Raw genomic sequence first — 25,572 nt, 5'->3', positions numbered from 1 at the left:
GAGAATGAAAAAATGAACAACGAACTTGATGTAATTAAAACACTTGAAGAACTAGAACAATTCCTAATTTCAGTAGAAGCTGGCGGTTTAGGCCTAGAAGGTGTTGAAGGCGTTGGTATGGCGACCAATAACTCTGACGGTCGTCACTTTGTTGCTGTATTCAATAGCAGCCACCAAGTTCTACTTGCTCGTTGGATCACTGACGAAGTCTTTGAAAACGGCAAAGACCTAGTGCGTAACGGTCCACGTCGTAGTCACTAAAACGGCTAGCAGGAAGTTGGAATACTAGGGTTTCTTCAGCCACAGATAAAAATTTAACAAGCCCAATCAGCTCCCAAGTGAATGATTGGGCTTTTTTGTACCCGAAATCATCGCAAGCGTTTGTTAGCAGCACCGTAAAAAGAAATATTAAAAAAAGATCAGATTCTTATGAACTTAACTCTAATCGCGGTGCCTTAACGTCTAGGTTTGGGGGGATGTACCTTTGGGCTTTGACAGTTTTATGACTTGTAGCACGAAGCAAAGTTATCTGAGCTAGCCGCCATGAAATGAGCTGTTTGATTACTCGGTGAGTAAAGATAACTCGTCAATTTAAAGACCAAGACCCGATATTAACTGATTCTATTACTAATTGATTTGCTAAGCACACCTAGATTCTTTTTATCTCAACAAAACCGCCAACAAAAGCAATCGCTTTGGGCGCTTTTCCTTACCGGACTGGTTATTATAACCTGTCTGGAGAGTACGCTGTCTGCAAATAAAGTGACGTTTTCCAACTACTCTGTTAGTCAATCAACACGCCTTGGTACTGAAAGCAGTGACCCGCAAGCCTCTACGGCTTCGTCGGAAAAAATGTCTGAGCTTTATTCCAGTGTATTCGGTTCTCAAGCATCTAAATCACTGTCTGCGCCAACTTCAAGTGCCTGTGACCTGAGCTCCCAATTGCTCACCTTCGCGACACCTAAAACTGGCTGGCTGCTCCCTTTTATTCTTCTGATCGCTGTAGCATTCAGCCTTCCACCTCACATATCGAGATTATCTAGAGACAATCATCGCTCTGCTCGACCAACAAAGCACCGCTTACACTTAAAGCACTGTATATTTAGAGAATAAATAACCGGGCCATTACACCCTTTTATTTATTTTTTGGAGATACATTTGTGTACAACACAGTTCTAACTAAGTTTGCCGATTGTTTGGCATTCTGCATGCGTACATGCGCGAAAACTATAGTCACTGCACTACTGCTAATGACGTCATTCACCGCTCTGGCACAAACGACCGGCTGGCTAAGCGTGCCTGAGCATCCGCCTGTAAAAATGCGCATGATGTCGACTGGTGAGCAGTCGGATGACGGTTCTAAGGTTCAAACCGTTCTTGATGTTGAGCTCGACGGTGATTGGAAAACCTATTGGCGTAGCCCTGGAGAGGGTGGCATACCGCCGAGCTGGGACTGGTCTGGTTCAACCAACATCAAGTCAGTGGAATGGCATTGGCCGATTCCTAAGTATTACGAACAACTCGATGTGATGACGCTAGGCTACAAGCATCATGTGAGTTTTCCGATCACGCTGACATTGAAAGACAACACGCAACCAGCACTATTCAGGGCGTCACTCACCTTTCCGTCTTGTACCAATATCTGTGTCTTAACCGACTACGACATTGAACTGCCGATCGATCCTCACTCCTTACAACTTGATGAGCAAGCCATGTTCTTGTTCAACCAAGGCATGAGTCAGTCCCCACGTGAAGCCAACCGTACCTCAGTCAATGGACTATTTTGGGATAAAAGCAAGCAACAACTGGTAACGCAACTAACTAGCAAAGAAGGTTGGGATAAACCACAAGTGCTTATCGATGGACAAGAGGTTATTGATGACTTTTTCGCTCAACCAAAGATCCATATTACCGATAATACTCTCACGGCTGTTTTCGATGTCAGTAATTGGCTTGGTGAAGTCGACTTAACGGATCGCACGGTGAGTGTCACAGTATCGGACACGAACTTTGCCGAGGAGATGACTGCGCAAGTGGGCTCAGACCCGATAGCTTATCAAGAGAGCAGTAACGGCTTTATCGCGATGATCGGTTTTGCCTTAATTGGTGGCTTGATCTTGAATATTATGCCGTGTGTTTTACCTGTATTGGGGATGAAACTAAACAGCATCATTCAAAACCAAGGTGCATCAAATCGTCATATCCGACTTTCGTTCTTTGCTTCTGCTGCCGGTGTTATTACTTCATTTGCGTTGCTCGCTCTTGGTATGACGCTCTTAAAAGTAGGTGGTAATGCGATTGGCTGGGGAATTCAATTCCAGAACGTTTGGTTTATCGGTTTCATGCTCATCATCACCTTGCTGTTCTCAATTAACCTATTGGGTTTATTTGAGTTCCGACTGCCTTCAGGTTTAAACACCTGGATGGCAACCAAAGGGGACGATTCACATTCGGGTCACTTCGTTCAAGGCATGTTTGCAACGCTATTGGCAACTCCATGTAGCGCACCATTCCTAGGAACGGCTGTCGCTTATGCGCTGGGTGCTAGCTACCAAGAGTTATGGGCTATCTTCATCGCTCTCGGTATCGGTATGAGTGCACCTTGGCTGGTTTTTGCTGCCTACCCACGTCTAACCAAGCTAATGCCTAAGCCTGGCGTTTGGATGTTCACAGTTAAGTTGATTTTCGGCTTAATGATGTTCGCTACCAGCCTATGGTTAACGAGTCTACTGAGCCCATTCATTGGAAAATTCCCAACGATAGTGCTTTCTGTTTTGATCCTAACAACAGTATTGATTTGGATTGGCAAGAAGCTCGGCACTAAGGTACTCGCTCCTATCTTGGCTACCACCACAATAGTATTTGGTGCAGCGCTTATCGTAGGCAGCGTCACTGTGGATAACTGGGCGACCCCGATTGTCGATGACCTACCTTGGCAGAAGTTAGATGCTAAACAAATCCCTCAGTTAGTTGAGGAAGGTAAAACGGTATTTGTCGATGTAACGGCAGAGTGGTGTATCACCTGTAAAGCGAACAAGATCGGAGTGATTCTCCAAGATCCGGTATACAGCCACCTACAGCAAGAAGACATTGTTTTGATGAAGGGCGATTGGACCACTCCAAGCGAAAGTGTCACCTCATACCTGCAAAGTAATGGCAGATATGGCGTGCCATTCAACATTGTGTATGGCCCAAGTTACCCAAGCGGTATCCCTCTTCCCGTGATCCTCAATAGTGAAACCGTTGTTCAAGCCATCGATGCAGCGAGGTAGTTGATGAAGACTCAAAATAGTGCAAAGAAACCAGATACGACGGAAGACGACTCTGTGAAAAGCGAAACCCAAAAGCCAAGTCGCCTCAAAAAATGGGGAAAGGAGCTCGTTTCAATGATACTGATCGTTGGTGTGGTTTCCTTTGCGATGGATTTTTATCACAGCAGAAGTATGCCTCAAGGAAACGCGGTTCCAATCGTTGGACAGTCAATCCAAGGCGAAGATATTGATGTTATTGAGCTAAGCAAAAACGGTAAGCCTGTCATCGTCTATTTTTGGGCAACTTGGTGTGGTGCATGCAAATTTGTTAGCCCAACCATAAATAGCTTCAATGACTCCCATCAAGTGGTCTCTGTAGCGCTTTCATCAGGCCCCAATGAACGAGTTCAACGCTTCATGGACGCCAAAGAGTATGACTTTCCGGTGATCAATGATCTTTCAGGACATATCAGTAGAGACTGGGGAATCAATGTCACTCCAAGTATCGTCATCATCAAAGACGGAAAGATTAGCAGTATCGCAACAGGCGTGACTTCTCCAATCGGACTTTGGCTAAGAACTTATTTTGCATAACTTATCTGCAATTAAGTCAATTTAAACCAAATAAAGAACATTAACGCGAGCGCAACCCAATAGGCGCTCGCCATTACAAGAATTTGAGATTATTAACATGAAAAAACTTCTGATTAGCACTCTGATTTTAGGCTCACTAATGAGCACAAGCGCTTTCGCAGAACTAAGCAAAGAACAAACACAGCAACTTGAAGAGATTAACCAATTCCTCAAAGATAACCCTTCTACAATTTCGGGCCTACACACCAGCTTAGAGCAGTATGTTGCAGGACAAGCACAAGCAAAGAAAGCCCAAGCAGAAAGCCATGATTGGCTGTATAACAACGATGCCCATCCAATTACTGGAAACCCGGATGGTAAGTCGGTGATCATTAACTTCACCGACTACAACTGCCCATTCTGTAAGCGTTTAGAAAAAGGCTTAGTTCAATTAGCTTCAGAAGACAGTGATATCAAGGTCATCAATGTTTACCTGTCGTTCAAGCAGCAGCAAGTGAGCGGTCTTAATACCAATGCGGCATTATATGCGATGAAAGTATGGAAGGATAAGCCAGAAGCTTTCCCGGAAGTTGATCGACTATTGATGGCGAAAAGTGGTATCCACACCAAGTCATCACTGCAAGCTGTCGCGAAAAAAACGGGAACAGAAGCACAATTAGAAACTACACCTGATCAAAGCCAAACACTGCTAACCAACCACCAAACGTTTAGTGCACTTGGTTTAACAGGCACACCAACATTGATGATGAATGGACAAATCTTACCAGGGTATGTTCCTTACGATCGCTTAAAAGAAATCGTGGATGAGGCTTTTTAATCACGCCAGTAAGTAAAGATAAAGCCACCCATTAAAAACCCCAAAAGCCTACTTGTTTAACTCACAGTAGGCTTTTTTGTTTATCAGTATTTGATCGCAGCGGTTAGAGGTCATGACTGTAAGGTCATCATTTTGAAATAGAAAAACACTCTAAGTGTCACCGTCTCGCAATGGATTCTTAATCTATTCTCGTTAGCCTAAAAGCAGTTTTGTCGAAGAGTGCGAAGACGTGTTAACTCGAGACAACTGTCCTTTGACCGAGCTTGGCTCGGTCTTTTTTTAGGTGTTTCAAAGGTGATAGAGCAAGTGCCTAAAGGTGAAAGTCGATAGGAGCTAACTCAATAAACGACAGACAAGCGCACCTGGTTCTCTCAGCGCGTCCACGTTATAGCTAAGGACACGTCCAGCAGATGGCGCGTGATAACGACGGCACTCATTACCAAACGCATCATATTGAACAGCCAACAAGTCATCCTTATCTACACTTTGTAGAAGTTCAACTTGAGGCAGCACAAATCCACCAATATCAGCACGAATCGACACCACGTTGTTGCCTTCAACCCAATCCATGCCAGGTAACTGCTTGTTTATCTGGTCACAGGCTTGATCAGATTCAAACATGTCATAGTAAGAGAGCATATTAAATACGCCGTCAACCGCTCTTTGAATCATATCGGGCTGAGTAAACTTACCCATCCCTACTTCAACCGTAATACTTGGAATTCCACTTCGATTCCAGACCGTTTCAAGAATGCCGGGATCGCCGGGATCATTGAGCACGCAGTCTGGCTGCATCAGTCTCGCCATCTCTAAACATTGGTCAATTCTGTAATCCGCAAATACATATAGCGGGTATACCGCACCACGAGTTTGGGTATGTAGGTCGACGGCGAAAGTAGCATTGTGCTTGAGTAAACGCTCCCATAAAGAAGCAACAAAGCGCTCGGCTGCCAAGCCATGTGGGTCTCCGGGGAAAAGTCGATTAAGGTTGGCAGGGCAAGAACCTGGGTCCGAAGAGATGAAGTCTCGGCTATGATTCAGTAAACCTGACAGATTCACCGTTGGTACAACAGTCACGGTTCCTTTTAGCTCTTTCCCCACTAAGTCTCGGATAATTTGCTGTGCAGCCAGCACACCATTGAGTTCATCACCATGGATACCAGCGGTGATCATCAACTTAGGTCCATCTTGGCTACCTTTAAAAACAGAGACCGGCATATTTTTTGGTTGTCCTAATCCATCGCTAGTGACTTGAAACCAAAACTGATGCTCTCCAATCGGCAAGTCCTCAACATTCAAAGAGCCAACAACCTGCCTACCTTGTAAAACATCGCCTAAGTACTCTGTTCTCATCCAACTTCTCCATGCTTTTGAACAAAATCTATTCTGTTGCCAGTTTTTGCATCATAGAGGATATCGTAACCAGTACAAGCAGTTAATCAGCCAAAGAGACGCTACTCGTTTGCTCTCCCTTCCCACTTCCTCAATTTATCTTTCAGATTGAGACCGCCCCGGTTACCACTCTCCAATTACTCTATTTGGATAACTATTCACTAATCACTCAACCAGTTGAAACAAAAGTGCAATAAAATCAACACTTAAAAAAGTCCCCTATTCACTGAAATGTAATTTTATAGAAATGAAAGCTTAATTTAGCTGCTCTAAATTAGCTTCATATCGAAACGGAGAGCACTTCGCTCACGGATTTTAAAATACAAGGTAAGTGATTATGAAAAAGGCAGTTCTAGCTTCTGCAGTGGTAGCAGCACTAGTTTCAGGTTCATCTCTAGCAGGTACCGTTTACAGCTCTGACGGTACTGAGCTTAAGATTGGTGGTCGTGCGGAATTCCGTGGTGACTTCATTGGTTCAGGTGGTGCTGAAGTTGAAGGTACAATGGAAGATAAAACTCGTTTCCGTTTAAACCTTGGCGGTAAAACAGAACTTACCGATACGGTTACTGCATTCGGTTTCTACGAAGCAGAGCAAAGCACTGGCGATAGCGAGTTTGATAACCGTTACATGTACGCTGGTGTGGATTTCGATGGACAAGCAGTTTCAGTAGGCCGCCAAGACATGGCTTCAGTCATTGTATCTGACTTTACAGATATCACTGAGTTCTCAGGTGTTCAGCAAGTAATCGATGCAGCTTCAGATAAAGAAGATAGCGTATTTGCATACCGCGGTGGCTTTGATGCCCTTCAGTTAGAAGCAACTTACCAAGCAAATAGTGAAAAAGACACTGATGGTTACGGCATCTCTGGTGTTTATTCATTGCCAATCGGTCTAGACCTTGGTCTTGCATACTCTGGTCAGGATCTAGGTGCAGGTAACGGAAGCGCAAACCAAATCCTTGCTGGCCTAGCATATTCACTAGATAACCTTTACCTAGCAGCAACTTACTCAACGGGTGACTTAAACGATAAAGCCGTTGGCCCTATCGCTGAGTCATTCACTGCAATGGAATTCGCAGCACAATATAAAATCACTAAGCAAGTTTCTGCTGCAGCAGTATACACATACCAAGAAAATGAAGCGGCAAACGGTTCTACAGCCGACTCTGTAGATGGTATCGAGCTTGTTGGCTACTACAAACTAAACAGCAACTTCCGTACATACCTTTCTTACTACATCAATGGCTTAGATGAAGTGAAAAACGTAACTACAGGACTAACAACTGAAGGTGAAGATACGCTTCGCCTAGGTGTTCGCTACGACTTCTAATCTAAATTTACTTTAGGTAGACGCTAAAAAGGTTGGGCAATTGCTCAACCTTTTTTCATATTCGAATATTCTGACCAACTTCATCAATGCTTTTTTCTGGTTAAGTGGTGCTAAATCCGTATCATAGGCAAACCACATCAAATAATTAGAAACATCATGTCACAACACCATCCGATCCAAGGCGCTAGCTGGATGCTTACTGCAGGTTTAGCCTTTGCCGTAATTAACAGCCTGACTCAAATTGCTAGCATTCATTTCGGACTGACTTCTACTACCGTTGCTGTCATTCAATACGCCATCGCTTTATTAGCCATTCTTCCCTACTTGAAAACACTAGGCATTCGCCGTGCACTCAAGACCGACAACCTCAAACTGCACGTGTTCCGTGTCTTTTTGTCAGTCATTGGAATCCAGCTTTGGATATGGGCGCTCGCTTACCCAGTGCCGATTTGGCAAGGTATTGCCCTTCTCATGACGTCACCCTTGTTTGCGACAATAGGCTCAGGATTATTCTTGAAAGAGAAAGTCGGAGCTGCGCGTTGGGGTGCAACCTTGGCAGGCTTCATTGGTGCAATGATCATTCTAGAACCGTGGGCGGAAGACTTTAGCTGGGCAACCTTATTGCCAGTTGGCGCTGCATTCTTCTGGGCGTGCTACTCGCTGATGGTAAAGAAGCTGTCATCACAAGATAGTCCGTCAACTATGGTGGTCTATCTACTGTTGTTGATTACACCATTCAACATCATGTTAGCCATACCAGACTGGCAAACACCGAGTGGCGTTACCATATGGGGTATTTTAGCCGTCATTGGTGTTTTAACCGCCCTCGCACAATGGGCCATTGTAAAAGCTTACTCAGTGGCTGATGCATCCTTTGTCCAACCCTTTGACCATGCAAAATTACCTCTAAATGTGCTTGCTGGATGGCTAGTTTTCAGTTGGGTACCGCCAGGTCGTCTATGGTTAGGTGCGGCAATCATTATTGCGTCTGTCGCCTTCATTACCCACTGGGAAACAAAAAAACCAGCTAAAACGAAGAAAATTTAGAAGGTTTGAAATAAATAGTTCTGCTGTCCGTTCTATATTGATAAGAGAATTTGAAGCGAGGTCGTAACCATGAAGAAACCAATCAAGATTACACTATACCGTTGGGCAGGCAGCTGGGGTCCATTTAAAGTAAACATCCCATGTGGAGAATGTACCCTTACCAAAGACATTCTGAAAGACACCTTTGAGAATGAACTGGCAGATGTCGACGTCGAACTAGAAGTGAAAGATTGGTTGTCTCACTGGTGGGAGCCTCTAAAACTTGGGGCTTGGCATGCTCCTATCTTAGTTGTGGAAGGCAAGGTAGTAAGCCAAGGTGAAGCGCTCAACCGTGGTGTACTCGTCCAATCGGTAATCCAAGAGTGGACGAAACGAGACAGCCTAAAAGGCAACATTGTTTACGGCAAAGCGACCTGCCCTTACTGCGTAAAAGCTAAAAAGATGCTAGATGAAGCAGGTGTCGAGTATACCTACCATGACGTGGTTAAAGACAGTGCTGCTCTGTATCGAATGATTCCAGAGGTAAAGGCACATATTGGTGAAAAAACGCCAGTGACCGTGCCTCAGATCTGGCTTGATGGTAAGTACATCGGCGGGGCTGATAACTTGGAAGCATGGATGAAAGAAAATGGTTTAGACAGCATTCCAAATAACGTCGTCGATTTATCCAATCAATCAGCAGGCTGATCTTTCTTAGAATATTTCAGTCGCCCATTAATGTTTTTTTGTCCATCCACAATAGAACAAAGCGATAAGAACACCTATCGCGCATACGAAAAAGGCCTTAAACTTCAAAGAGTTTAAGGCCTTTTAAAATTCCGTTTTGAAAAATGCTTACTTAGCCATTTTCTTCATCATTCGCTTGATGAATGATGCTTTTTTCGGCTTTGACTTACCGTACATTGCTTCGTGCATCATGTTTTTTGCTGCCATTTGACCAAGGTATGCGTGGCCTAGTTCGTAGTTCATGCTTATCTCCGCACATAATCAACTTTCTTGTGCGCGGATTCTACACTGAAAACGCTCAAAAACAAGATCCAAATCACACTTTATTGCAAGTCACCTATTTTTATTACAACACACCTTTTATGCGTAAGAGCGGCTTGAGATATTCACAAAAAAAGCAGCTCAAGTGAGCTGCTCTTTATGAATGTTTTGCTTTACAACAGCCGTTTCAAACTATCGCTATGGCTGTTAGCGACAACGAACGTTTAGCTACGCTTTGGCTGTCGGTAAGTTTTACCAGCAATTTGATAAGTCTCTTTTTGCTTTAGTTCGAACATTGTTTCAAAGAACCAAGCGGCAAATTTGATCAAGTCATCGCCTTCGTTCATCACATGCTCGATGTACTCTTGCTCTTCGCCTTGTTCGTTTTCTTGAAGTGTCACGTGATAAATGCGCTTTTCGCCTTCCACTTCAGCTAGCGCAAATTGACCAGTCAGTGATGCGGCAGCCTCAGCGACTTCAGTATCCTCATTGGATTTTAATAGCTCAAGTGCCTGTGGCAGGCCATCTAGTGCGCAGATAGCTTTTACCAGTACTTCAAATTCATTTTGCTGCATGTTTTATTACCTATTAAATGGACGCCAGTATTGTAGAAAACCATCTATCCAAATACAACGTCTTAAAGGTCGTATACACAAACATCAACACAGGAAACTAACTGTATTCGACTTCGGTATCGCTAAGCTTCTTTTTCATTCGTGTTGAAGACCACAACACCGAGCCCATACCCGCGCCGATCACCAGGTAAAACACACCAAGTTGTAGATGAGTCGTTACCCAACTCTCAACCAAGTACCCGCCTAACAAACCCGCTAAGCACATTTGAATAGACCCAGATAATGCAGATACCGCACCCGCTTGTTTCTTATGTGGTTCCAACAACATACTAATAGAAAGGGGGAATGAGATGCCCTGTGCAATGGTCAGCCAAGTAAACGCCCATACTAAGTTAAAGATGGTTAATTCATGTGTCAGCAACCAAGCCCCAGACGCCAAAATGATCAAGATTGCAAAGCTCATTAATTGAGGCGTACTAAAGCGACGATTCAGAACATTCAATGCCACACTGCCAATCAGCAAGCCCGCCGAAGGCACAATCATTAATGAGCCGTATTCCGCAGCTGTCAATCCTAATTGCTCCTGCATTAAGAATGGGAACAAGGATAACGATACCAAACTCGCCATGTAACTCATCCAGTTGTAACTAGCGCTACTTAACACTTGTCGATTGGTTATCAAACTTCCGTAGTTCTTAACGACTTGGCTCACTTGGAAGCGACTCTTACCGTAGGGCAGCGTCTCGTGAAGAACAAAATAGCCCAAAGTGAATATCGCAAGTAGATAGAGTAAAACAAACAAGAACACCGCTTCCCAGCCAAGGTGGAATGATATCCAGCCACCGAACACAGGCGCTATGATCGGCATGATTGAAGCGGTAATCGAAATATAAGACAACGCTTTAGTAAGCTGAGCGCCATCATAACTATCGCGGAGGACGCTACGCCCGAGCACCGAGGCACTACCTGCCCCTAAGCCTTGTAACAAACGGCCTACTTCTAGTGCTGTCATGTTGTCAGAAAAGACGACACAAACAACAGTACCAATCAAATAAACACCCTGACCTAACAAGAAGATAGGTCTTCGTCCAACTGCATCAGACATCGGTCCGTAAAATAGTTGAGATAAACCAAAGCCCACTAAAAATAGTGTGACGAGCAGCTGTACATCAACTTGAGTGACACTTAAGTCAGCAGCAATCAGCGGCAGTGATGGCAGGTAAATACTGACACCCACTTGCCCAGTAGCAATGATCATCATTGCCAACAGTAATGGTGTTTTTTTAAAGATCGATTGGCTCAAAAAATTTCCTTTACGTTTGTTATTTGTTCAAAGATGAGTTTACATTCAGAGCCAGCAATTGATAATGAACCAAATTGGAATTTGATTAAGTCCCAACAGGAAAGAATATGGATTGGATACTTAACGTAAAAAGTTATGTAAAAGTGGTGGAAGAAGGCAGTTTTAACGGTGCTGCCCGCAAGCTCAATACCACCAGCTCAGCAATCAGTAAAAGAGTAAACTGGCTTGAAGAGCGTATCGGGACTCAGCTGCTAAAACGGACGACTCGCTCGATTAGCCAAACCGAAGCAGGCGCACTCTTTTACCAACGAGCCAAAGATCAGCTCGATAACTGGCAGTCGATCATTGATGAGACTCGCTCAGTTAACCAAACCCCTGCTGGCCTATTAAAAATTGGGGCGACCATCGCAGTTGGCTCTAAATTTTTGGTCCAGCATATGGACGACTTCCTAGAAAAGTACCCGGATATTAAAGTCCAGCTCATCACCACAACCTCGGGACAATTGCCTGAACTTGGCTTAGATCTGGTGATAAGTCGCGAACTTGAACAACTCAACTCGTTAAGCTTTAAAAAGACACCTTTGTTCGAGCACAAAGCCGGTTTCTATGCCGCTCCGAGTTACTTGGCGAAACACGGCTACCCAAGCTGTGAACAAGATTTGGAACAACACAATTCGCTGATTTGGGGTGAGCGCCCTACTCGTGAGGTTACCTTAACGAAAGGGCAAAGAATTACATTGAATGGAAACTTTGCGACAACCAACCCTGAGGCTCTATTTCACGCGGCCAAGCGAGGCATGGGCGTGTTATTGACCATCAAAGCCATGATCAAAGAAGATCTAAAACAAGGGACATTAGTTCCAGTATTGCCAAATATCACCGCTGATGAGGTGATGGTTTACGCTTACTACCCTAAGCTTGATTACTCGCATACACGAACCAAACTGTTTTTGGATCACCTTAAAGATAGGCTAGACAAAGAACGTAGCACTCAGATTTTGTGAATCTAATCACAAATAAATTTGAAAAAATATGCATCGAGGACAATAATAAACAAGACACATATCACAATTGTACGCGGTGATTCTGGTTAACTATGGATGGTGACTATGACTCAACATACACAGAACGGCATAATAAACACAGAGCGCATTGGTCGCTTATTGAAGTTGGAAGGTGTCGACCTTCTTGAGTCTGCTGTGCTCACCTTACACCAAACCTTTGATACGCAGTACACCAGCATCATTGAGAAGAAGTACTTTCCAGACCAAATCGTTCCTCTCGTCATCGCGCACTCTGATCATGTTTTACACGATAAGATAAATGCACGTCACGGACATATCTACCAGCAGGCTGTTAATCAAAAACACCCGGACTGTTCGTTTGCTCAATATGTTGTTCAATCTCTACCTACATCGGCCTTTCGGCAGGAGATCACTTCACAAAACTCTATCGCGATCCCGACTCGTACTCAGAGTGGTGAAGTGATGGGCGTACTATTTTCAACTTTCACGTCACCACTTAGTCCAACTCAGCAACAAGAGGTCATCAAACATCATCAGCTATTCGCTGACATCATTATCCATACATTAAGGGAGATGTGGTTCAACGACCGTTCTGAGCAACTGGTGAATCAACTTAGCTATGAAGTCTCGCACGACAGCTTAACAGGCTTACTCAACCGTAGCTGCTTGTCAGATACGCTAGAGTCAATCACTCAGCAAAGCGTGACGCCCTTTTCTGTTGCCTTACTCGATATCAACAGCTTTAAAGCTATCAACGACCAGCACGGAAACTATATTGGTGACAAAGTGCTACAGTTCGTTGCTGAGACGTTGCGCCGCACCTTACCTGAGAACAACCTTACATTTCGTACCGCAGGCAACGAGTTTGCTTTCATCACCTACCACTCAGACCCAATCGCCATTTGTGAGCAAATACTAGCGAAAATCAAACACGGCTACTCAAGCGTCGACATCAAGATCGACTTTGAGGTCAGTATTGGTATTGCCCGCTCAGAAGGAGACAACAAGGATGTCGAGCAGATCATCTTCAACACCAGCTTAGCTTTAAAAGAGTGTAAACAAAGCCCCGATACCCATATTCAATGTTATGACACCCATCTAAGGTTTCGCTACCAAAGAAAGGCGGAGCTCATTGCCGCACTGCGAAGTGAACTTGAAAACCCTATTTCCAATAACCTAACGCCAGATGGCAATGGCATGTACGTGGTTGCCCAGCCTATCGTCGGCCAGGGGGAAAAACGTTGGGAATACTTTGAGGTGCTGACACGCTGGAAAACCGCTCAGCATGGCGATATTTCTCCAGTGGAGTTTATTCAAGTAGCAGAAGAGTCTGGATTGATTGTTGAATTGGGTGAACGCATCATCGAGTTAGTGTGCCGTGCAAAGAAAACGTTAGAGCAAGGGCTAGGCTATAAAATCAAGCTCGGGATAAACTGCTCTGCCCACGAGCTTACCGACTCTAAACGTTATATCTCTTACCTTACTCGAACCATTGAGCAACATCACTTTGCAGCAAACGAGTTTGTTATCGAGCTAACCGAGACCGTATTGCTATCACCGACACAAGAGACAAAAGCCGCACTTAACTACCTCAGAGAGCAAGGTTTTACTATCGCTTTGGACGATTTCGGTACTGGCTACTCCAGTCTGAACTACATTCACAGCTATCCGATCGACTGCATTAAGATTGATGCTACTTTTATTCGCAATTTGCTGACTAACTCCACCTCGGAGAGCGTCGTTTGGTTGATTGTCCAACTGGCGCATCGACTGGATGTGTCACTCGTGGCTGAGGGTGTTGAGAAACGGGAACAGTTAGAAAAGTTGCACGCAATGGGGTGCGACAAGATCCAAGGATATCTCTACTCTCCACCAATGAGACCAGAAGCGATTGTCAGCTACGTGACACATTCTGAGCCACTCGCTTGAGCATACCTAGCGTAGAAAAAGCCCCTAGCCTTGAGAACAAAAAAGCCGCGATACATAGCCTTATAATTCAAAATTAGGCTCAATATCGCGGCTATTTCAATAGTGTGGTCTTAAAAAACTTACTAATGACGACTAAACGTCATTCATTAACTCTTGTTTGATTGCGCTTCTAATTCTTGCTGTAGCAAGGCATCCGCTTCGTCTCTCGCCGCGATAAACGTTGATTTTTCCTTTTTCGGCACAGAGTCTGCCATTGGAATATTCGCTTTCATCGCATCGACAGGACGACCACGTTCAATCAGTTCGTAATGAAGGTGTGCGCCAGTAACTCGACCCGTTTTCCCTGATAACCCGATACGTTGGCCACGAGAAACTGTTTGGCCTTTACGAACTAGAATCTTGCTTAAGTGCAGGTAACGCGTTTTATACGTACTACCGTGTTGAATCACTACGTAGTTACCTGCATAAGGGTGTTTACGCGTCATGATCACTTTGCCGTCACCGGTTGCCTGAACTGGCGTACCAATCGGCGTTGCGAAGTCAGTACCGTTGTGAGGTGAAATTCGGCCTGTCACAGGGTGCAAACGCTTAGGGTTGAATTGAGAGCTTTGACGCCAGCTGCTGCTTACCGGATAACGCTGGAAAGCACGTTGCAAGCTATCACCGCTTGCATCGTAGTACTGCCCATCAGTATGTAAGTACGCAGAAACAACGCGGTTCTTGTTGATGATCTTAATCGCTTCAATTTCGCGCTTGCCAGTGGCAACACCATCGACAAACTGTGCTTTCTGCAGCACTTCAAACTTGTCGCCAGCACGTAGGTCGCGGCTAAAGTTCAGCTTATCTTTTAGCAGCGTAACAATGTGGTCGATCTCAAGGCTATTCAAGCCAAGTTTGTTTGCCGAAACAGAGAAGCTGCCTTGAATGTCACCCACTAAAGGTTTTTGCTTCCACTCACCAGGAATCGAGATGTCTTCAAATTCATAAGAGCTATCTTCAAGCAGACGATAAACTACCTTGTCGGCAACGCTGAATTGAAGTTCCATTTTAGAAAGATCGCCAGTCGCTTCATCACGCCAAAAACGTAACGTATTACCAGGGCGAAGCGTGTCGAGTGCAAGGAAGTTTAAGTCGGTTTCCATCACACTCATCATCGATTTGTAAGAGAAACCAAGCTGAGTGAAAATGCTACTTAAGTTGTCACCAGTTTGAATTTGATACTCAAACGTTGGCGGTTCAATAACCACAACAGGAGAAGATGACAAGATAGACTCAATCACAGTTGAGTCAGGTAAATTTAAATCGATCGTTTTGGTTAGATTCGATTGTGACGATTGCAAAGCAACACCAATTGCTGCAATAAGTGGCAGTCCTAAAATCGCAACTTTTTTTACAGGTGAAAGCTCAGCAAACGGAGAGGAAAATATTTTTGAATACACGGTAAACAGGTCTTTCTACGACATAAAGGCATAGGATATGCTTTTCAAACGCATAAATCATCAATGCATTGTCATAATATGACGCGAATCTTGCTCAGTATCGCTAAGTCATTGAGTTGCCGTGACTGAAACCGTGCTTATCTTAAAATAAAATTAACCGCTAAATTTGAAAATAAAAAAGCAGAAACGGCTAGCTTCTGCTTTATATTGATTTACGTTATTCCGTTTCGATTAATTAATAACCGGAGCGAATTCGTTGATGGTTCCAGCGAATAGCCTAGTGCACTTCGGCGACTCTACCAACCAACGTTTGGTAAAAATACTAATTTCAAAAATGAGCGATTAAGCACTCACCGTCGACACTAAACAGTTGTCTTCACCAAACTCATTTGGGATGTAACGATCGGCATTAGCATCGTTTACCCATTGCTGGTCGTCAACAAGGTAGCGGAATTGAAACTCGCCATCTTTAGGCAGGCGAGTTTTGAATTTGTAAACCTTCCCCTTCGCCAACTTTTTCATTGGTGTTGCTTTCCAATCAAGAAAATCAGCAACGATGGATACAGAATTCGCTTCTTGAGCCTCTAGCTCAAAAGTCACTTCCACTTCATCTTTCGTTTTAAAAAAACGTTTATTAATCATTCGCAAGCTCCATTTGTAAAGTAAGCAGACACAAAGCTATGAGTGTCTAAATTTCATTCATCTACCTAAGATAATATGTAATTTGGCTCACATAAACAACAGATCCTCACATTAACGAAAACGTTATTGCTTACCAATTGATTGCGTATCAAAAGAAAAACTCATTAACACCTTTTCAGATGGGGCTTCTACAAAAGATTGTTCCGCAGAATGCTGAGTAAAACCGATAAAACCTTCCCCGTTTTGTTTACCTTTTGCTTGAGTGACGTCCGGCTGAGCAACCTCTAAAGTTTGAATTTGTACGCGATCACCAAGGAAAAGTTGGTCAACCAATACCACGCGGCTACGCTGTTGATCATGCTTAAATAAACCTAAGTAATAGAAGACCCCGCTGCCTTGGTTAGATACCCACATTGGCGCAACGAAAATGTTGGTATCTCCCAATTCAACACCCAACAACTTTTGAGTATCTACCGTCACCACACCTCGCTCCACGCCCGAGTCGTAGCGACCAGAGGCCAACGACTTAGCTTCATTGACTTCATTAATAAAGGCGTAAGCGTTCGTTTCAGGTACTTTGATTGTCCATGGGTTGGTCGTCTTCAAATCAAACACGGTTTCAACAACCGTGTCATAACTCACTTGAGAAGAAGGGAACTTCGCCAAGATCTCTTCATCAGTTAAACTGAAGCGGTATACGCCCGCCACCACCACGACAACCAACATCACAATTGGAATCAGTAAGATCAGGGGAATTGGTAAGATTTTCTTTTTCATGAGCAATTTTATTCTTTTGTTTTCATCCTGTTGTGCAGACCATAAAGGGCTTTAGTATAATTATCAATACAGGGCTAATCAGAACTGGAGCACGGATGGATATCAATCATAGTAAAGATAAAAATATCAGAAGTTGCGAATGTCGCTGCGGTGCGGTCAATCTCGTGTGTAGAGGAGAGCCTCAACGAACCTCTGTCTGCCACTGCTATGAGTGTCAAAAACGAACCGGCAGTGTTTTTGGTGTACAAGCTCGATTTCTAACAGAGCAAATTTCCTTGAGTGGAGAGGTAACCTCTTTTTCACGCATAAGCGATACTGGCAATGAAGTTACTTATCAATTCTGCCCTAAATGTGGCACTACTATGCTGCTCCAATCCGTTGCTGCCGCTGACTTTTACATCATCCCGCTTGGATTGTTTAAAGAACAAGACTTTCCGTTACCGAGCTTTTCTGTCTACGAAGAACGTAAACACGGTTGGGTCAAATTTGACCATCAAATGAGCCACTATAATTAGTAGCTTTCATCTGCCCAATATTGCGATTACATTTGCAAAGAAACTAACTGCAATAGTGTTGCCTAAGATCAAATATCCAAGCCCCACAGCGCTAGCGTATCTTTTCGCTAGCGTTATAATTTGCCCCTCTTTTTCAACCCAAGGTGAACAACATGATTTCTAAGCTACCACGTTGGGTTGAATACGGGGCTCTCCTACTAGCAGCCCTTGCTGGCAGCGTGAATGCTATCGGACTACTTGGCTTTCAACACCAAGCTATTTCGCACATTTCAGGTACGGTCTCTTTATTGGGGAGTAGCTTGCTCACTCCAACCTCTGCTTCAGTACATCTATTACTCGTCATCATGAGCTTTATGCTAGGCGCTGCTTTCAGTGGTTTTTTCATTGAAAACCAGGCTCTAAAATTAGGTCGTCGATACGGCGTTGCTCTGTGCATTGAGGGTGGCCTACTATTTTTAGCATTATGGGCACTGCTACAAGGCTACACATCCGGTCAGTACTTTGCTTCCGCGGCATGTGGCCTGCAGAACGCAATGATCACTACCTACAGTGGCGCCATTATCCGTACCACACACATGAGTGGGATCATCACGGATCTTGGTATCATGATTGGCGCGCGCCTCAAAGGTATGCCCTTTGACCGCCGTAAAGCCAAACTGCTGATGTTCATCGTCATGGGTTTTCTATTTGGCGGCTTAACGGGTGCTTGCTTATTCCAGCGCTTTGAAATTCTCGCTCTGGCTTTCCCTGCCTCTTTTGCCTTTTTTATTGCGTTTAGCTACTGGCTCTACCTGTCCTATCGAACTGATACATCAGTGAATTTATAAAAAACTGGCAATATATCCTCAAATTACGTAACATCCGCAACACTTTATTCTAAACTCTTAATGGTTAGCAGAATAACCAGCATGAATATTTAGCGATATTTGATGAATAGTATTGCAAGCAATATTAATACTGGGTAATCTTGCATCCATTAAGAAAACACGGACGTTTAGTGAATAAAAATGCCAAGGAAGTGGCTTTTTTACGTGTAGAAATTCGAGAACAATAACATGTCTAACAACACGAATACTGCTCAAACAGAGAAATCTAAAGGCAGTTTCTGGGTTTTCCTAATCCCATCATTGATTGGTTTATTCCTTTTCATGGCTCCAATTAGCTACCAAGGCGATCTCACTATCCCTGTTGCTATCCTAGCCAAGTCAATTCAAGCAGTTTTCGGTGAATACCTAGTCTCAATTATCACTGCAATCGTCGCTTTCATGTCTGTAGCTTCCGTTTTAAGCACCATTTTCAAGCCTACATTCATCACATCGAATTCATTCTTAAACGGTCTTTTCAACCCTTCTCCCCTGTGGTTGTTGGTTCGTTTGATTGGCGGTGCAGCAGCGTTCATGGCGTTCTTCCAAGTAGGTCCTGAGTTTATTTGGGAAGAGAACACCGGCGGCTTAGTGCTAGAAGGCCTGCTGCCTACACTATTTTCAGTGTTCATTTTTGCTGGCCTGTTACTGCCTCTTCTACTTAACTTTGGTTTATTAGAACTGTTCGGCACACTACTAAGTAAAGTCATGCGCCCTATCTTCAACCTGCCAGGTCGTAGTGCTATCGACTGTATGGCTTCTTGGTTAGGTGATGGCAGCGTTGGTATCCTGCTGACAAGCAAACAGTACGAGAAGAAGTTCTACACACAGCGTGAAGCTGCGGTTGTAGGTACGACTTTCTCAGCGGTATCTATCACGTTCAGTCTTGTGGTTATTGCTCAAGTAGAGCTAGAGCACCTGTTCTTACCTTTCTATGCAGCAATCTGTCTAGCGGGTATCGTTGCGGCGGTAATCATCCCTCGCCTACCACCTTTGAGCATGAAGAAAGACACTTTCATCGATGGCAGCAAGCCAGAGAAAGATGCAGATGCAATCCCTGTAGGTCACTCAACGTTCTCTTGGGGCCTTGAGCTAGCAGTAAACAAAGCATCACAAGTTAAATCAGTTAAGTCTGTATTTAGCGAAGGCGTTCGTAACGCAGTGGACATGGTATTTGGTGTACTACCTGTGGTTATGGGTCTTGGTACAATGGCGTTGGTCATTGCAGAGTACACTTCTGTATTCTCATTCTTAGGTCAACCTTTCATTCCGTTCCTTGAGCTATTAGGCGTTCCTGAAGCGGTTGCAGCATCAGAAACCATCGTGGTTGGTTTTGCAGACATGTTCATCCCAGCGATCCTTGCAGCGTCTATCGATAACGAAATGACTCGCTTTGTAATTGCAGCAATGTCGGTAACTCAGTTGATTTACATGTCTGAAGTTGGTGCTCTACTTCTAGGTAGTAAGATTCCTGTCAATATCGCAGAACTGTTTATTATCTTTATTCTGCGTACATTAATTACACTTCCAGTTATTGCAGGCGTTGCTCATTTAATATTCTAAATTAGATACTACTTATATAATAAAGTAAGCAACCCGAATTATAAAGCCTCACTTTTGTGGGGCTTTTTATTGTCCAAAATATGGGCAAATTATAAATTCAAACCCATTTATGTTTAAAAATGGCATATCATTTAAGTTCATATCTTTTATCTAAAATGCCTACCGTATATAGAAAACCAAACGCATAAGTGCAAAATTAATACATTTTTAATTTCATCTTAAACACCCAGTTTGCTTATTCTTCAACTCATTGAAGCAATTACTAAAAGTAACAAATATGTGATTTAGTGAATTTTGTATTGTTTAGATTGTTGTATTTTTGTAGTCTATTTTGTGAATTTACATTCAAGTAAATTTCCATCCTGTCGATACATATAAATACAAAAACACAATTAACTTTAGTCTTCGCAAAGCCTGTGAGAAGGGGAAAATTCAATGAAATTTAGCCATAAGGTGGTTGCTGCATCATCAGCCTTGCTGCTAGTGACAGTATCATTGCTTTCAATACAACAACTTTACACTGTGAGAAGTGCTGTACAAAACAACGTTAATGCGAGCCTAGAAGAAATGGTATCTGGTGTAAAAAACACCGTAGTATCAGAAATGAACGCCAAAAAAGCATTGGCGCAATCGACGACTGAAGTCATCGAGATAAACCCTCAAGACCGCACCTACGTTAAAACTATTCTAGAAAAACCAAAACTGAAAAACAGCTTTCTAGCGGTTGGTTTTGGTTATGAAGCAAACGGTTTCGTTATCGAGAATGATGACGGTTGGGAAGCAGGTCCGGATTACGACCCTCGAATTCGCCCTTGGTATATTGATGCTAAATCCCAAAACAGTTTAGTTGTTACCGCTCCTTATGTGGACGCATCAAGCAAAAAAGTAATTATTTCGGTTGGTACACCAGTTAAAGATAACGGACGCTTCACAGCAGGTATGTTCTACGATTTGGAGCTTACAAACCTGGCAACCTTGGTTAACCAAGTAAACTTATTCGATGCCGGTTACCTATTCCTTGTGACTGCTGATGGCACAACGATTGCCCATCCAAACGCTGAGAATAACGGCGAAAAGCTTTCAAGCTACATGCCACAAGCAACCATTCGCGAAGGCTCTCAAGAGATCGAAGTCGACGGTAAGATGTTCCTAGTTAACTTCACTCATATCCCAAGTGAAGATTGGTACATTGGTGCCATCCTTGATGAAGAGATCGCTTACCAAACGGTCGAAGACTTGAAAAACAGCTCAATGATCTATTCTTTGATCGCTGTGATTCTTAGTATCGTTGCACTCACGGTTCTGATTCGTGTGCTAATGCGTCCACTCGATGCTCTTAACCAAGCGATTCAAGACGTGGCTAGTGGCCAAGGTGACCTAACTAAGCGTCTAGATACCAATACAGATAAAGAGTTCTCTGACCTAGCGAAAGGCTTCAATACCTTTACTGAAAACCTACAAAATCAAATCATTCAATCGAAAGCGATTGGTGTGGAGATTAAACGTGGTACTGAAATCACAGTAAAAGGTGCTGGAGAATCAGCAAGCGCGATGAACACGCAACTGCAAGAGCTAGAACAGCTAGCGACCGCAATGAACGAAATGGCAGTAACGGCAACAGAAGTAGCCAACAATGCTCAAGGCGCAGCGGCAGCAGCTCGTGAAGCCGACGACGCAACACTAGACGGTACTTCTGTAGTAAGTGAAACTACTCAAGCGATTGATAACCTATCTGAGCGTATCGACCAAGCAGTCGCTGAAGTACAAGTTCTAGAATCAGCAACAGCTAACATCGAGACAATTCTTAAAGTTATCAACGATATTGCTGACCAAACCAATCTACTGGCACTGAACGCGGCAATTGAAGCAGCACGTGCGGGTGAGTCTGGTCGTGGTTTCGCAGTCGTAGCCGATGAAGTTCGAACTCTAGCGCAGCGTACTCAAGAGTCGACAACTGAAATCCGCAACATGATTGAACAGCTACAAGCCGGTGCTAGCTCAGTATCTAACGCGATGAATCAAAGTAAAGATACTGCCACTGATGCCGTTGAACGTGCTCAGCAAGCAAACTCTTCACTGGACCGTATCCGTGACGCGATTCAGCGTATCTCTGATATGAACATTCAAATTGCTTCAGCAGCAGAAGAGCAGAGCTTAGTAGCGGAAGAGATCAACAACAACACAGTTAAGATCAAAGACCTTTCAACACAAGTGTCGACTGCTGCTCAAGAAGCGAATACCGCGATGCAAGTACAAACCGACAATGTTCGCCAGCAAGACGAGCTATTGAATAAGTTTACGGTGTAGTTACTTTTGACTGCTAGGAACTAGTTTCTTAGCTTCAAATTAAAAAGGCCCGCTACTCACTCGAGTATGCGGGCCTTTCTTTTGGTCTTTTCATCTTCTGGCTGATCTATTGATCTTTATGAGGCTCAGATTAGTTGGTTATCAACATCATGCATTGATTAGGTTCAACCTTGATCGTAACGGTGTTATCAACACACTCAATCACATCACCGGACAATAAATCCGTTACAGGCCCAGTCCAAGTCAGCGAAGCCGTTTTGCTGCGCTTCGACTTGTTGATCACAACAATGCCTTTGTCTCCACGAACAAACACCATTAAGTCATCATTTGCTTCAACCACACGCATCGCTTCACCATGAACATGATTGTGGAATTGAATCATGCTTTTCATGTAAGGCGCTTGCCAATCATTGAGCCAACGAGGCTGACCATTCTGATCCAGGATACCACTTGTGCTTAATTCACTGTAAACCAGTGGTACACCGCCATCTCGACCAAGAATGAAGGCATGAGCCAAACGCTCGTCCACTTCATCCATTACATGCTCCAAAAACACCTCGTTGTTTGGAATGTCATGGGTTACTGCAAAGGTTATCGCTCTCATGTTCGACAAAGCTTGCCCAAAACAGTACGGGTTAATCAAAGATTTAAAACTGCCCTGCTCTTCAAAGGCTTTGAAGATAGTATTGAACAGTGGGAAATCGTAAGCTCCTAAACGAGTGTGCTTTAGGTAGGGCTCAAGAAACAGTTGGTACTCTTCCTCTGTCGCGCCACCATCGGTGATGATCTCACCAAAGATGTGCATTTCTTCGCAGATATCATCCGTCCACACTTTGCGCAAGTGTGACAGTGTCATGTGCTTTGCAGCATCAATGCGGAAACCTTTCACACCAATCGCTTTCATAGCTTTTAGGTAAGCTCGCTGCTGTTCAACCACATTGTCGTTGTCTAACAGGGTTGGTAAGCCCGGATCGCTGGCTCCGCCAGTAATACGTCCATTCTGCACTTCCCATGTGTCTTTCCAGTTTTTGATTCCAAACGCTTCTACGAAGTCATTTTCATTAAATAACGACTCAGAAAGATCACCAAACAAACGGATAGATTCATAGTATTCTGGGTCTTTTTGGTAAGACGCCATATCTTGTTCATTTGGATAGGTCAGATCACTGCGGATGTCAGACTCGTTTGCCATGTGGTTGAACACCACGTCCACATAGGTACGCAGCCCATGTTGCTTTAACGTGTCTACCATCGCTTTAAAATCTTGTGTGTCACCCAACTGATTATCAATCACACGATAATCTTGTGGCTGATAACGTTGCCACCATTGAGTGCCAGACGCTCTATCGGCGCCCTTAGGGCCGCGCAACGACTTCATCGCTGGTGAAACTAAAACTGATTTATAACCCAACTCTTGGATCAGTGGGGCGTTCTTCATTACGTCAGCGTAGCACCAGTCAAAGGCATGCAAAATAACATCTGTCGCTGGGTTGCTTAACATAGCTGAACTCTCCATGTTGTTCTCCTACCAAACTCGTTTACAACTTTCTAGATAAGGCAAAGGCTAAAAGGCAAAGCTGCTTAAATTTCCTCAAGAATGGTGTTTATTATATGAGTTACTCATTAAAAACCCTCATCCTCCTGCCGATTAGTCACGGCGGATAGTTGAGGGCGTAGCAACAATTATCGCATAACGTCTGGGATGAATACTCAGCCATTATTCACTGATAAGTTACAAAAAAGGAGCGTATATACGCTCCTTTCTATTCCATCTAACACATATCTTACACTAGGTTCTATAAAGAACCTTAACCACGTGCCAGCCGAATTTCGTTTTAACAAGATGTGGGACCAGCGTCTCGCCAGAAAAACAAACCTTATCAAACTGAGGCACCATTTGACCTTTTTGGAACTCGCCTAAATCGCCGCCCTTTTTGCCCGATGGGCACGTTGAGTGCTTCTTCGCTAATGTTTGAAATTTAGCGCCCTTTTTTAGCTGCTTGATGATGTCTTCTGCTTGTTCTTTGTGCTTCACCAAAATATGAAGCGCTGCTGCTGTTCTTGCCATGATAACTCTCAGTTTGTTGCTGTCTGCTTGCCGACTTGCATTCGTCGACAGCGAGTATTTAGCGTGATTTTAACCCAAGAAACACCATTCTTCACTCTATAACCGAAAACAACCGCCTTAAAGCCCCTAAAAACAGTAGAGTTACTTGCCGCGACTGCTATTTCCCTTTAAATTATTCTTTATAAATTAAGGGTGTAGTAAATAGGAGCCAATTATGGCCAAACCGATCAGTAAAGCGAGTCAGTCACAGGGAATGTTGATGTTCAAATTGTCCCTCACTCAAAGTTTTGCGATTGGCACGCTTAAAGTCAGGGAAATCGTGCCTTTTCAACCGATGACCCAAATTCCCTACTCTCACCACCATGTGATTGGCACCGTGACCATTCGCGACCTTACGGTTCCAGTGATTGATATGTCTGCAGCGATTGGCTTTCGCCCAATCACTCCCGCTGAATACAATGATTGTGTACTCATCGTGACCGACTGCTTAAGAACGGTCGTAGCATTCTTAGTTCGCTCAATCGATAAAATAATTGAATGTGATTGGAAGAGTATTGAATCACCACCTGCGAGTGTCGGTCGTAATGTATTTGTGACGGGCATTACTCGTTTTGAAGATCGTATCGTGCAAATGCTCGATGTCGAACTACTGCTCTCTAAGATCTACCCAGATTACGAGAACGCGCATATTCCAATGCTGACCGATGTAGAAAGGGAGCGCCTCAAGGCACTAAACATCTTATTGGTGGATGACTCTTTGATTGCGCGTAAGCAGCTATCTGACGCTCTCGACAGCATCAACATTCCTTATAGCATCTGTAATAACGGTTTGGATGCGATTGACCTAATGCGACGCCAAGCTAGCGTGGGTAAAGCGATTGACCTTCTTGTCAGTGACATTGAAATGCCGGGATTGGATGGGTACGAACTTGCATTTGAAGTACAAAACGACAGTGCATTGAGCCATGCTTACTGTATTTTGCACACCTCGCTATCGAGTGAGATCTGTGTTGATCGTGCGAATCAGGTAGGTGCTCACGAAGCGCTTGAGAAGTTCAATGCGGGTGAGTTAATCGAAGCAATGCTACGCGGAGCAAAAGTCTTAAACGACGCCTCTACGGCTGCTTAGGGCTCTTCACAAAGCTAAA

The 25,572-nt window shown here is 43.9% G+C and carries 24 protein-coding genes; 15 read left to right on the top strand and 9 right to left on the bottom strand.

The window, feature by feature from the left end; all coding sequences use genetic code 11:
* Positions 1–12: 12 nt before the first annotated feature.
* The 5 genes from F0251_RS05770 (at position 13) to F0251_RS05750 (ending at position 4,662) form a co-directional block, all read left to right on the top strand.
* The gene (locus tag F0251_RS05770) at positions 13–261 is read left to right on the top strand and encodes a hypothetical protein (RefSeq protein ID WP_008215629.1); all 249 of its coding nucleotides are present in this window, start codon (positions 13–15) and stop codon (positions 259–261) included.
* A 501-nt stretch (positions 262–762) separates the two neighbouring features.
* On the top strand, positions 763–1,113 hold the full coding sequence (locus F0251_RS05765; RefSeq protein ID WP_146107452.1) for a hypothetical protein: 351 nt from the start codon (positions 763–765) through the stop codon (positions 1,111–1,113).
* A gap of 95 nt (positions 1,114–1,208) precedes the next feature.
* The gene (locus F0251_RS05760) at positions 1,209–3,272 is read left to right on the top strand and encodes a protein-disulfide reductase DsbD (RefSeq protein WP_171730565.1); all 2,064 of its coding nucleotides are present in this window, start codon (positions 1,209–1,211) and stop codon (positions 3,270–3,272) included.
* Positions 3,273–3,275: 3 nt separating this feature from the next.
* Positions 3,276–3,845 (top strand): protein disulfide oxidoreductase, encoded by a 570-nt coding sequence (locus F0251_RS05755; RefSeq protein WP_061032230.1) that lies wholly within the window; start codon positions 3,276–3,278, stop codon positions 3,843–3,845.
* A gap of 97 nt (positions 3,846–3,942) precedes the next feature.
* Positions 3,943–4,662 carry a DsbA family protein gene (locus F0251_RS05750; protein WP_171730543.1) on the top strand — a complete coding sequence of 240 codons (720 nt, stop codon included), beginning with the start codon at positions 3,943–3,945 and terminating at the stop codon, positions 4,660–4,662.
* 333 nt (positions 4,663–4,995) lie between these two features.
* Here F0251_RS05750 and F0251_RS05745 read toward each other — a convergent pair whose 3' ends face one another.
* The gene (locus F0251_RS05745; RefSeq protein ID WP_061032228.1) at positions 4,996–6,015 is read right to left on the bottom strand and encodes a succinylglutamate desuccinylase/aspartoacylase family protein; all 1,020 of its coding nucleotides are present in this window, start codon (positions 6,013–6,015) and stop codon (positions 4,996–4,998) included.
* A 376-nt stretch (positions 6,016–6,391) separates the two neighbouring features.
* On the opposite strand from F0251_RS05745, the gene F0251_RS05740 reads away from it, so the two are divergent.
* The 3 genes from F0251_RS05740 to F0251_RS05730 all read left to right on the top strand — a co-directional run bounded on the left by F0251_RS05740 (position 6,392) and on the right by F0251_RS05730 (position 9,118).
* Positions 6,392–7,384, top strand: coding sequence for a porin (locus F0251_RS05740; RefSeq protein WP_171730542.1), 993 nt, complete (start codon positions 6,392–6,394; stop codon positions 7,382–7,384).
* 156 nt (positions 7,385–7,540) lie between these two features.
* Positions 7,541–8,431, top strand: coding sequence for a DMT family transporter (locus F0251_RS05735; protein WP_171730541.1), 891 nt, complete (start codon positions 7,541–7,543; stop codon positions 8,429–8,431).
* Positions 8,432–8,500: 69 nt separating this feature from the next.
* The gene (locus F0251_RS05730) at positions 8,501–9,118 is read left to right on the top strand and encodes a glutaredoxin domain-containing protein (RefSeq protein ID WP_061032226.1); all 618 of its coding nucleotides are present in this window, start codon (positions 8,501–8,503) and stop codon (positions 9,116–9,118) included.
* A 147-nt stretch (positions 9,119–9,265) separates the two neighbouring features.
* On the opposite strand, the gene F0251_RS24555 is transcribed toward F0251_RS05730, so the two are convergent.
* From F0251_RS24555 to F0251_RS05720, 3 genes are all read right to left on the bottom strand, one after another.
* Positions 9,266–9,400, bottom strand: coding sequence for a hypothetical protein (locus F0251_RS24555; protein ID WP_004737777.1), 135 nt, complete (start codon positions 9,398–9,400; stop codon positions 9,266–9,268).
* A gap of 242 nt (positions 9,401–9,642) precedes the next feature.
* Positions 9,643–9,993 carry a hypothetical protein gene (locus F0251_RS05725; RefSeq protein ID WP_004737776.1) on the bottom strand — a complete coding sequence of 117 codons (351 nt, stop codon included), beginning with the start codon at positions 9,991–9,993 and terminating at the stop codon, positions 9,643–9,645.
* 97 nt (positions 9,994–10,090) lie between these two features.
* The gene (locus tag F0251_RS05720; RefSeq protein WP_061032225.1) at positions 10,091–11,296 is read right to left on the bottom strand and encodes a multidrug effflux MFS transporter; all 1,206 of its coding nucleotides are present in this window, start codon (positions 11,294–11,296) and stop codon (positions 10,091–10,093) included.
* A gap of 107 nt (positions 11,297–11,403) precedes the next feature.
* On the opposite strand from F0251_RS05720, the gene F0251_RS05715 reads away from it, so the two are divergent.
* On the top strand, positions 11,404–12,300 hold the full coding sequence (locus F0251_RS05715) for a LysR family transcriptional regulator (protein WP_004737774.1): 897 nt from the start codon (positions 11,404–11,406) through the stop codon (positions 12,298–12,300).
* A gap of 105 nt (positions 12,301–12,405) precedes the next feature.
* Positions 12,406–14,250, top strand: coding sequence for a bifunctional diguanylate cyclase/phosphodiesterase (locus F0251_RS05710; protein ID WP_061032224.1), 1,845 nt, complete (start codon positions 12,406–12,408; stop codon positions 14,248–14,250).
* Positions 14,251–14,396: 146 nt separating this feature from the next.
* On the opposite strand, the gene F0251_RS05705 is transcribed toward F0251_RS05710, so the two are convergent.
* The 3 genes from F0251_RS05705 to F0251_RS05695 all read right to left on the bottom strand — a co-directional run bounded on the left by F0251_RS05705 (position 14,397) and on the right by F0251_RS05695 (position 17,108).
* Complete coding sequence (locus F0251_RS05705; RefSeq protein WP_061032223.1) at positions 14,397–15,689, bottom strand: peptidoglycan DD-metalloendopeptidase family protein; 1,293 nt, start codon at positions 15,687–15,689, stop codon at positions 14,397–14,399.
* Between the two features lie 342 nt (positions 15,690–16,031).
* Entirely contained in the window at positions 16,032–16,331 is a 300-nt protein-coding gene (locus F0251_RS05700; RefSeq protein WP_004737771.1) for an isoamylase early set domain-containing protein, read from the bottom strand.
* Between the two features lie 123 nt (positions 16,332–16,454).
* Positions 16,455–17,108, bottom strand: a complete 654-nt coding sequence (locus F0251_RS05695) for a hypothetical protein (RefSeq protein WP_061032222.1) — start codon at positions 17,106–17,108, stop codon at positions 16,455–16,457.
* A 32-nt stretch (positions 17,109–17,140) separates the two neighbouring features.
* On the opposite strand from F0251_RS05695, the gene F0251_RS05690 reads away from it, so the two are divergent.
* From F0251_RS05690 to F0251_RS05675, 4 genes are all read left to right on the top strand, one after another.
* Positions 17,141–17,623 (top strand): GFA family protein, encoded by a 483-nt coding sequence (locus F0251_RS05690; protein ID WP_171730540.1) that lies wholly within the window; start codon positions 17,141–17,143, stop codon positions 17,621–17,623.
* Between the two features lie 152 nt (positions 17,624–17,775).
* Complete coding sequence (locus tag F0251_RS05685) at positions 17,776–18,450, top strand: YoaK family protein (protein WP_061032221.1); 675 nt, start codon at positions 17,776–17,778, stop codon at positions 18,448–18,450.
* A gap of 228 nt (positions 18,451–18,678) precedes the next feature.
* Complete coding sequence (locus F0251_RS05680) at positions 18,679–20,049, top strand: YjiH family protein (RefSeq protein ID WP_105058409.1); 1,371 nt, start codon at positions 18,679–18,681, stop codon at positions 20,047–20,049.
* Between the two features lie 435 nt (positions 20,050–20,484).
* Positions 20,485–22,356: a methyl-accepting chemotaxis protein gene (locus F0251_RS05675; RefSeq protein ID WP_061032220.1), complete on the top strand. Its 1,872-nt coding sequence runs from the start codon at positions 20,485–20,487 to the stop codon at positions 22,354–22,356.
* Between the two features lie 130 nt (positions 22,357–22,486).
* On the opposite strand, the gene F0251_RS05670 is transcribed toward F0251_RS05675, so the two are convergent.
* Entirely contained in the window at positions 22,487–23,872 is a 1,386-nt protein-coding gene (locus tag F0251_RS05670; protein ID WP_061032219.1) for an alpha-amylase family glycosyl hydrolase, read from the bottom strand.
* Between the two features lie 273 nt (positions 23,873–24,145).
* Positions 24,146–24,475: a peptidylprolyl isomerase PpiC gene (ppiC, locus tag F0251_RS05665; protein ID WP_081090320.1), complete on the bottom strand. Its 330-nt coding sequence runs from the start codon at positions 24,473–24,475 to the stop codon at positions 24,146–24,148.
* A gap of 163 nt (positions 24,476–24,638) precedes the next feature.
* Between ppiC and F0251_RS05660 the strand changes: the two genes are divergently transcribed.
* On the top strand, positions 24,639–25,553 hold the full coding sequence (locus F0251_RS05660; protein ID WP_017630084.1) for a chemotaxis protein: 915 nt from the start codon (positions 24,639–24,641) through the stop codon (positions 25,551–25,553).
* Positions 25,554–25,572 lie beyond the last annotated feature (19 nt).

Origin of the sequence: Vibrio sp. 070316B, assembly GCF_013114115.1 — a bacterium.
GTDB classification, from domain to species: domain Bacteria; phylum Pseudomonadota; class Gammaproteobacteria; order Enterobacterales; family Vibrionaceae; genus Vibrio; species Vibrio chagasii_B.
Note: the sequence above shows the minus strand (reverse complement) of the source record. Positions and strands in the feature narration are given on the sequence as shown.

Excerpts from the sequence above, each read along its gene's own strand:
- F0251_RS05770 (WP_008215629.1), top strand. The coding sequence starts at position 13 with ATGAACAACGAACTTGATGTAATTAAAACACTTGAAGAACTAGAACAA.
- F0251_RS05760 (WP_171730565.1), top strand. The coding sequence starts at position 1,209 with ATGCGTACATGCGCGAAAACTATAGTCACTGCACTACTGCTAATGACG.
- F0251_RS05755 (WP_061032230.1), top strand. The coding sequence starts at position 3,276 with ATGAAGACTCAAAATAGTGCAAAGAAACCAGATACGACGGAAGACGAC.
- F0251_RS05750 (WP_171730543.1), top strand. The coding sequence starts at position 3,943 with ATGAAAAAACTTCTGATTAGCACTCTGATTTTAGGCTCACTAATGAGC.
- F0251_RS05745 (WP_061032228.1), bottom strand. The coding sequence starts at position 6,015 with ATGAGAACAGAGTACTTAGGCGATGTTTTACAAGGTAGGCAGGTTGTT.
- F0251_RS05740 (WP_171730542.1), top strand. The coding sequence starts at position 6,392 with ATGAAAAAGGCAGTTCTAGCTTCTGCAGTGGTAGCAGCACTAGTTTCA.
- F0251_RS05735 (WP_171730541.1), top strand. The coding sequence starts at position 7,541 with ATGTCACAACACCATCCGATCCAAGGCGCTAGCTGGATGCTTACTGCA.
- F0251_RS05730 (WP_061032226.1), top strand. The coding sequence starts at position 8,501 with ATGAAGAAACCAATCAAGATTACACTATACCGTTGGGCAGGCAGCTGG.
- F0251_RS24555 (WP_004737777.1), bottom strand. The coding sequence starts at position 9,400 with ATGAACTACGAACTAGGCCACGCATACCTTGGTCAAATGGCAGCAAAA.
- F0251_RS05725 (WP_004737776.1), bottom strand. The coding sequence starts at position 9,993 with ATGCAGCAAAATGAATTTGAAGTACTGGTAAAAGCTATCTGCGCACTA.
- F0251_RS05715 (WP_004737774.1), top strand. The coding sequence starts at position 11,404 with ATGGATTGGATACTTAACGTAAAAAGTTATGTAAAAGTGGTGGAAGAA.
- F0251_RS05710 (WP_061032224.1), top strand. The coding sequence starts at position 12,406 with ATGACTCAACATACACAGAACGGCATAATAAACACAGAGCGCATTGGT.
- F0251_RS05700 (WP_004737771.1), bottom strand. The coding sequence starts at position 16,331 with ATGATTAATAAACGTTTTTTTAAAACGAAAGATGAAGTGGAAGTGACT.
- F0251_RS05695 (WP_061032222.1), bottom strand. The coding sequence starts at position 17,108 with ATGAAAAAGAAAATCTTACCAATTCCCCTGATCTTACTGATTCCAATT.
- F0251_RS05685 (WP_061032221.1), top strand. The coding sequence starts at position 17,776 with ATGATTTCTAAGCTACCACGTTGGGTTGAATACGGGGCTCTCCTACTA.
- F0251_RS05680 (WP_105058409.1), top strand. The coding sequence starts at position 18,679 with ATGTCTAACAACACGAATACTGCTCAAACAGAGAAATCTAAAGGCAGT.
- F0251_RS05675 (WP_061032220.1), top strand. The coding sequence starts at position 20,485 with ATGAAATTTAGCCATAAGGTGGTTGCTGCATCATCAGCCTTGCTGCTA.
- F0251_RS05670 (WP_061032219.1), bottom strand. The coding sequence starts at position 23,872 with ATGGAGAGTTCAGCTATGTTAAGCAACCCAGCGACAGATGTTATTTTG.
- F0251_RS05660 (WP_017630084.1), top strand. The coding sequence starts at position 24,639 with ATGGCCAAACCGATCAGTAAAGCGAGTCAGTCACAGGGAATGTTGATG.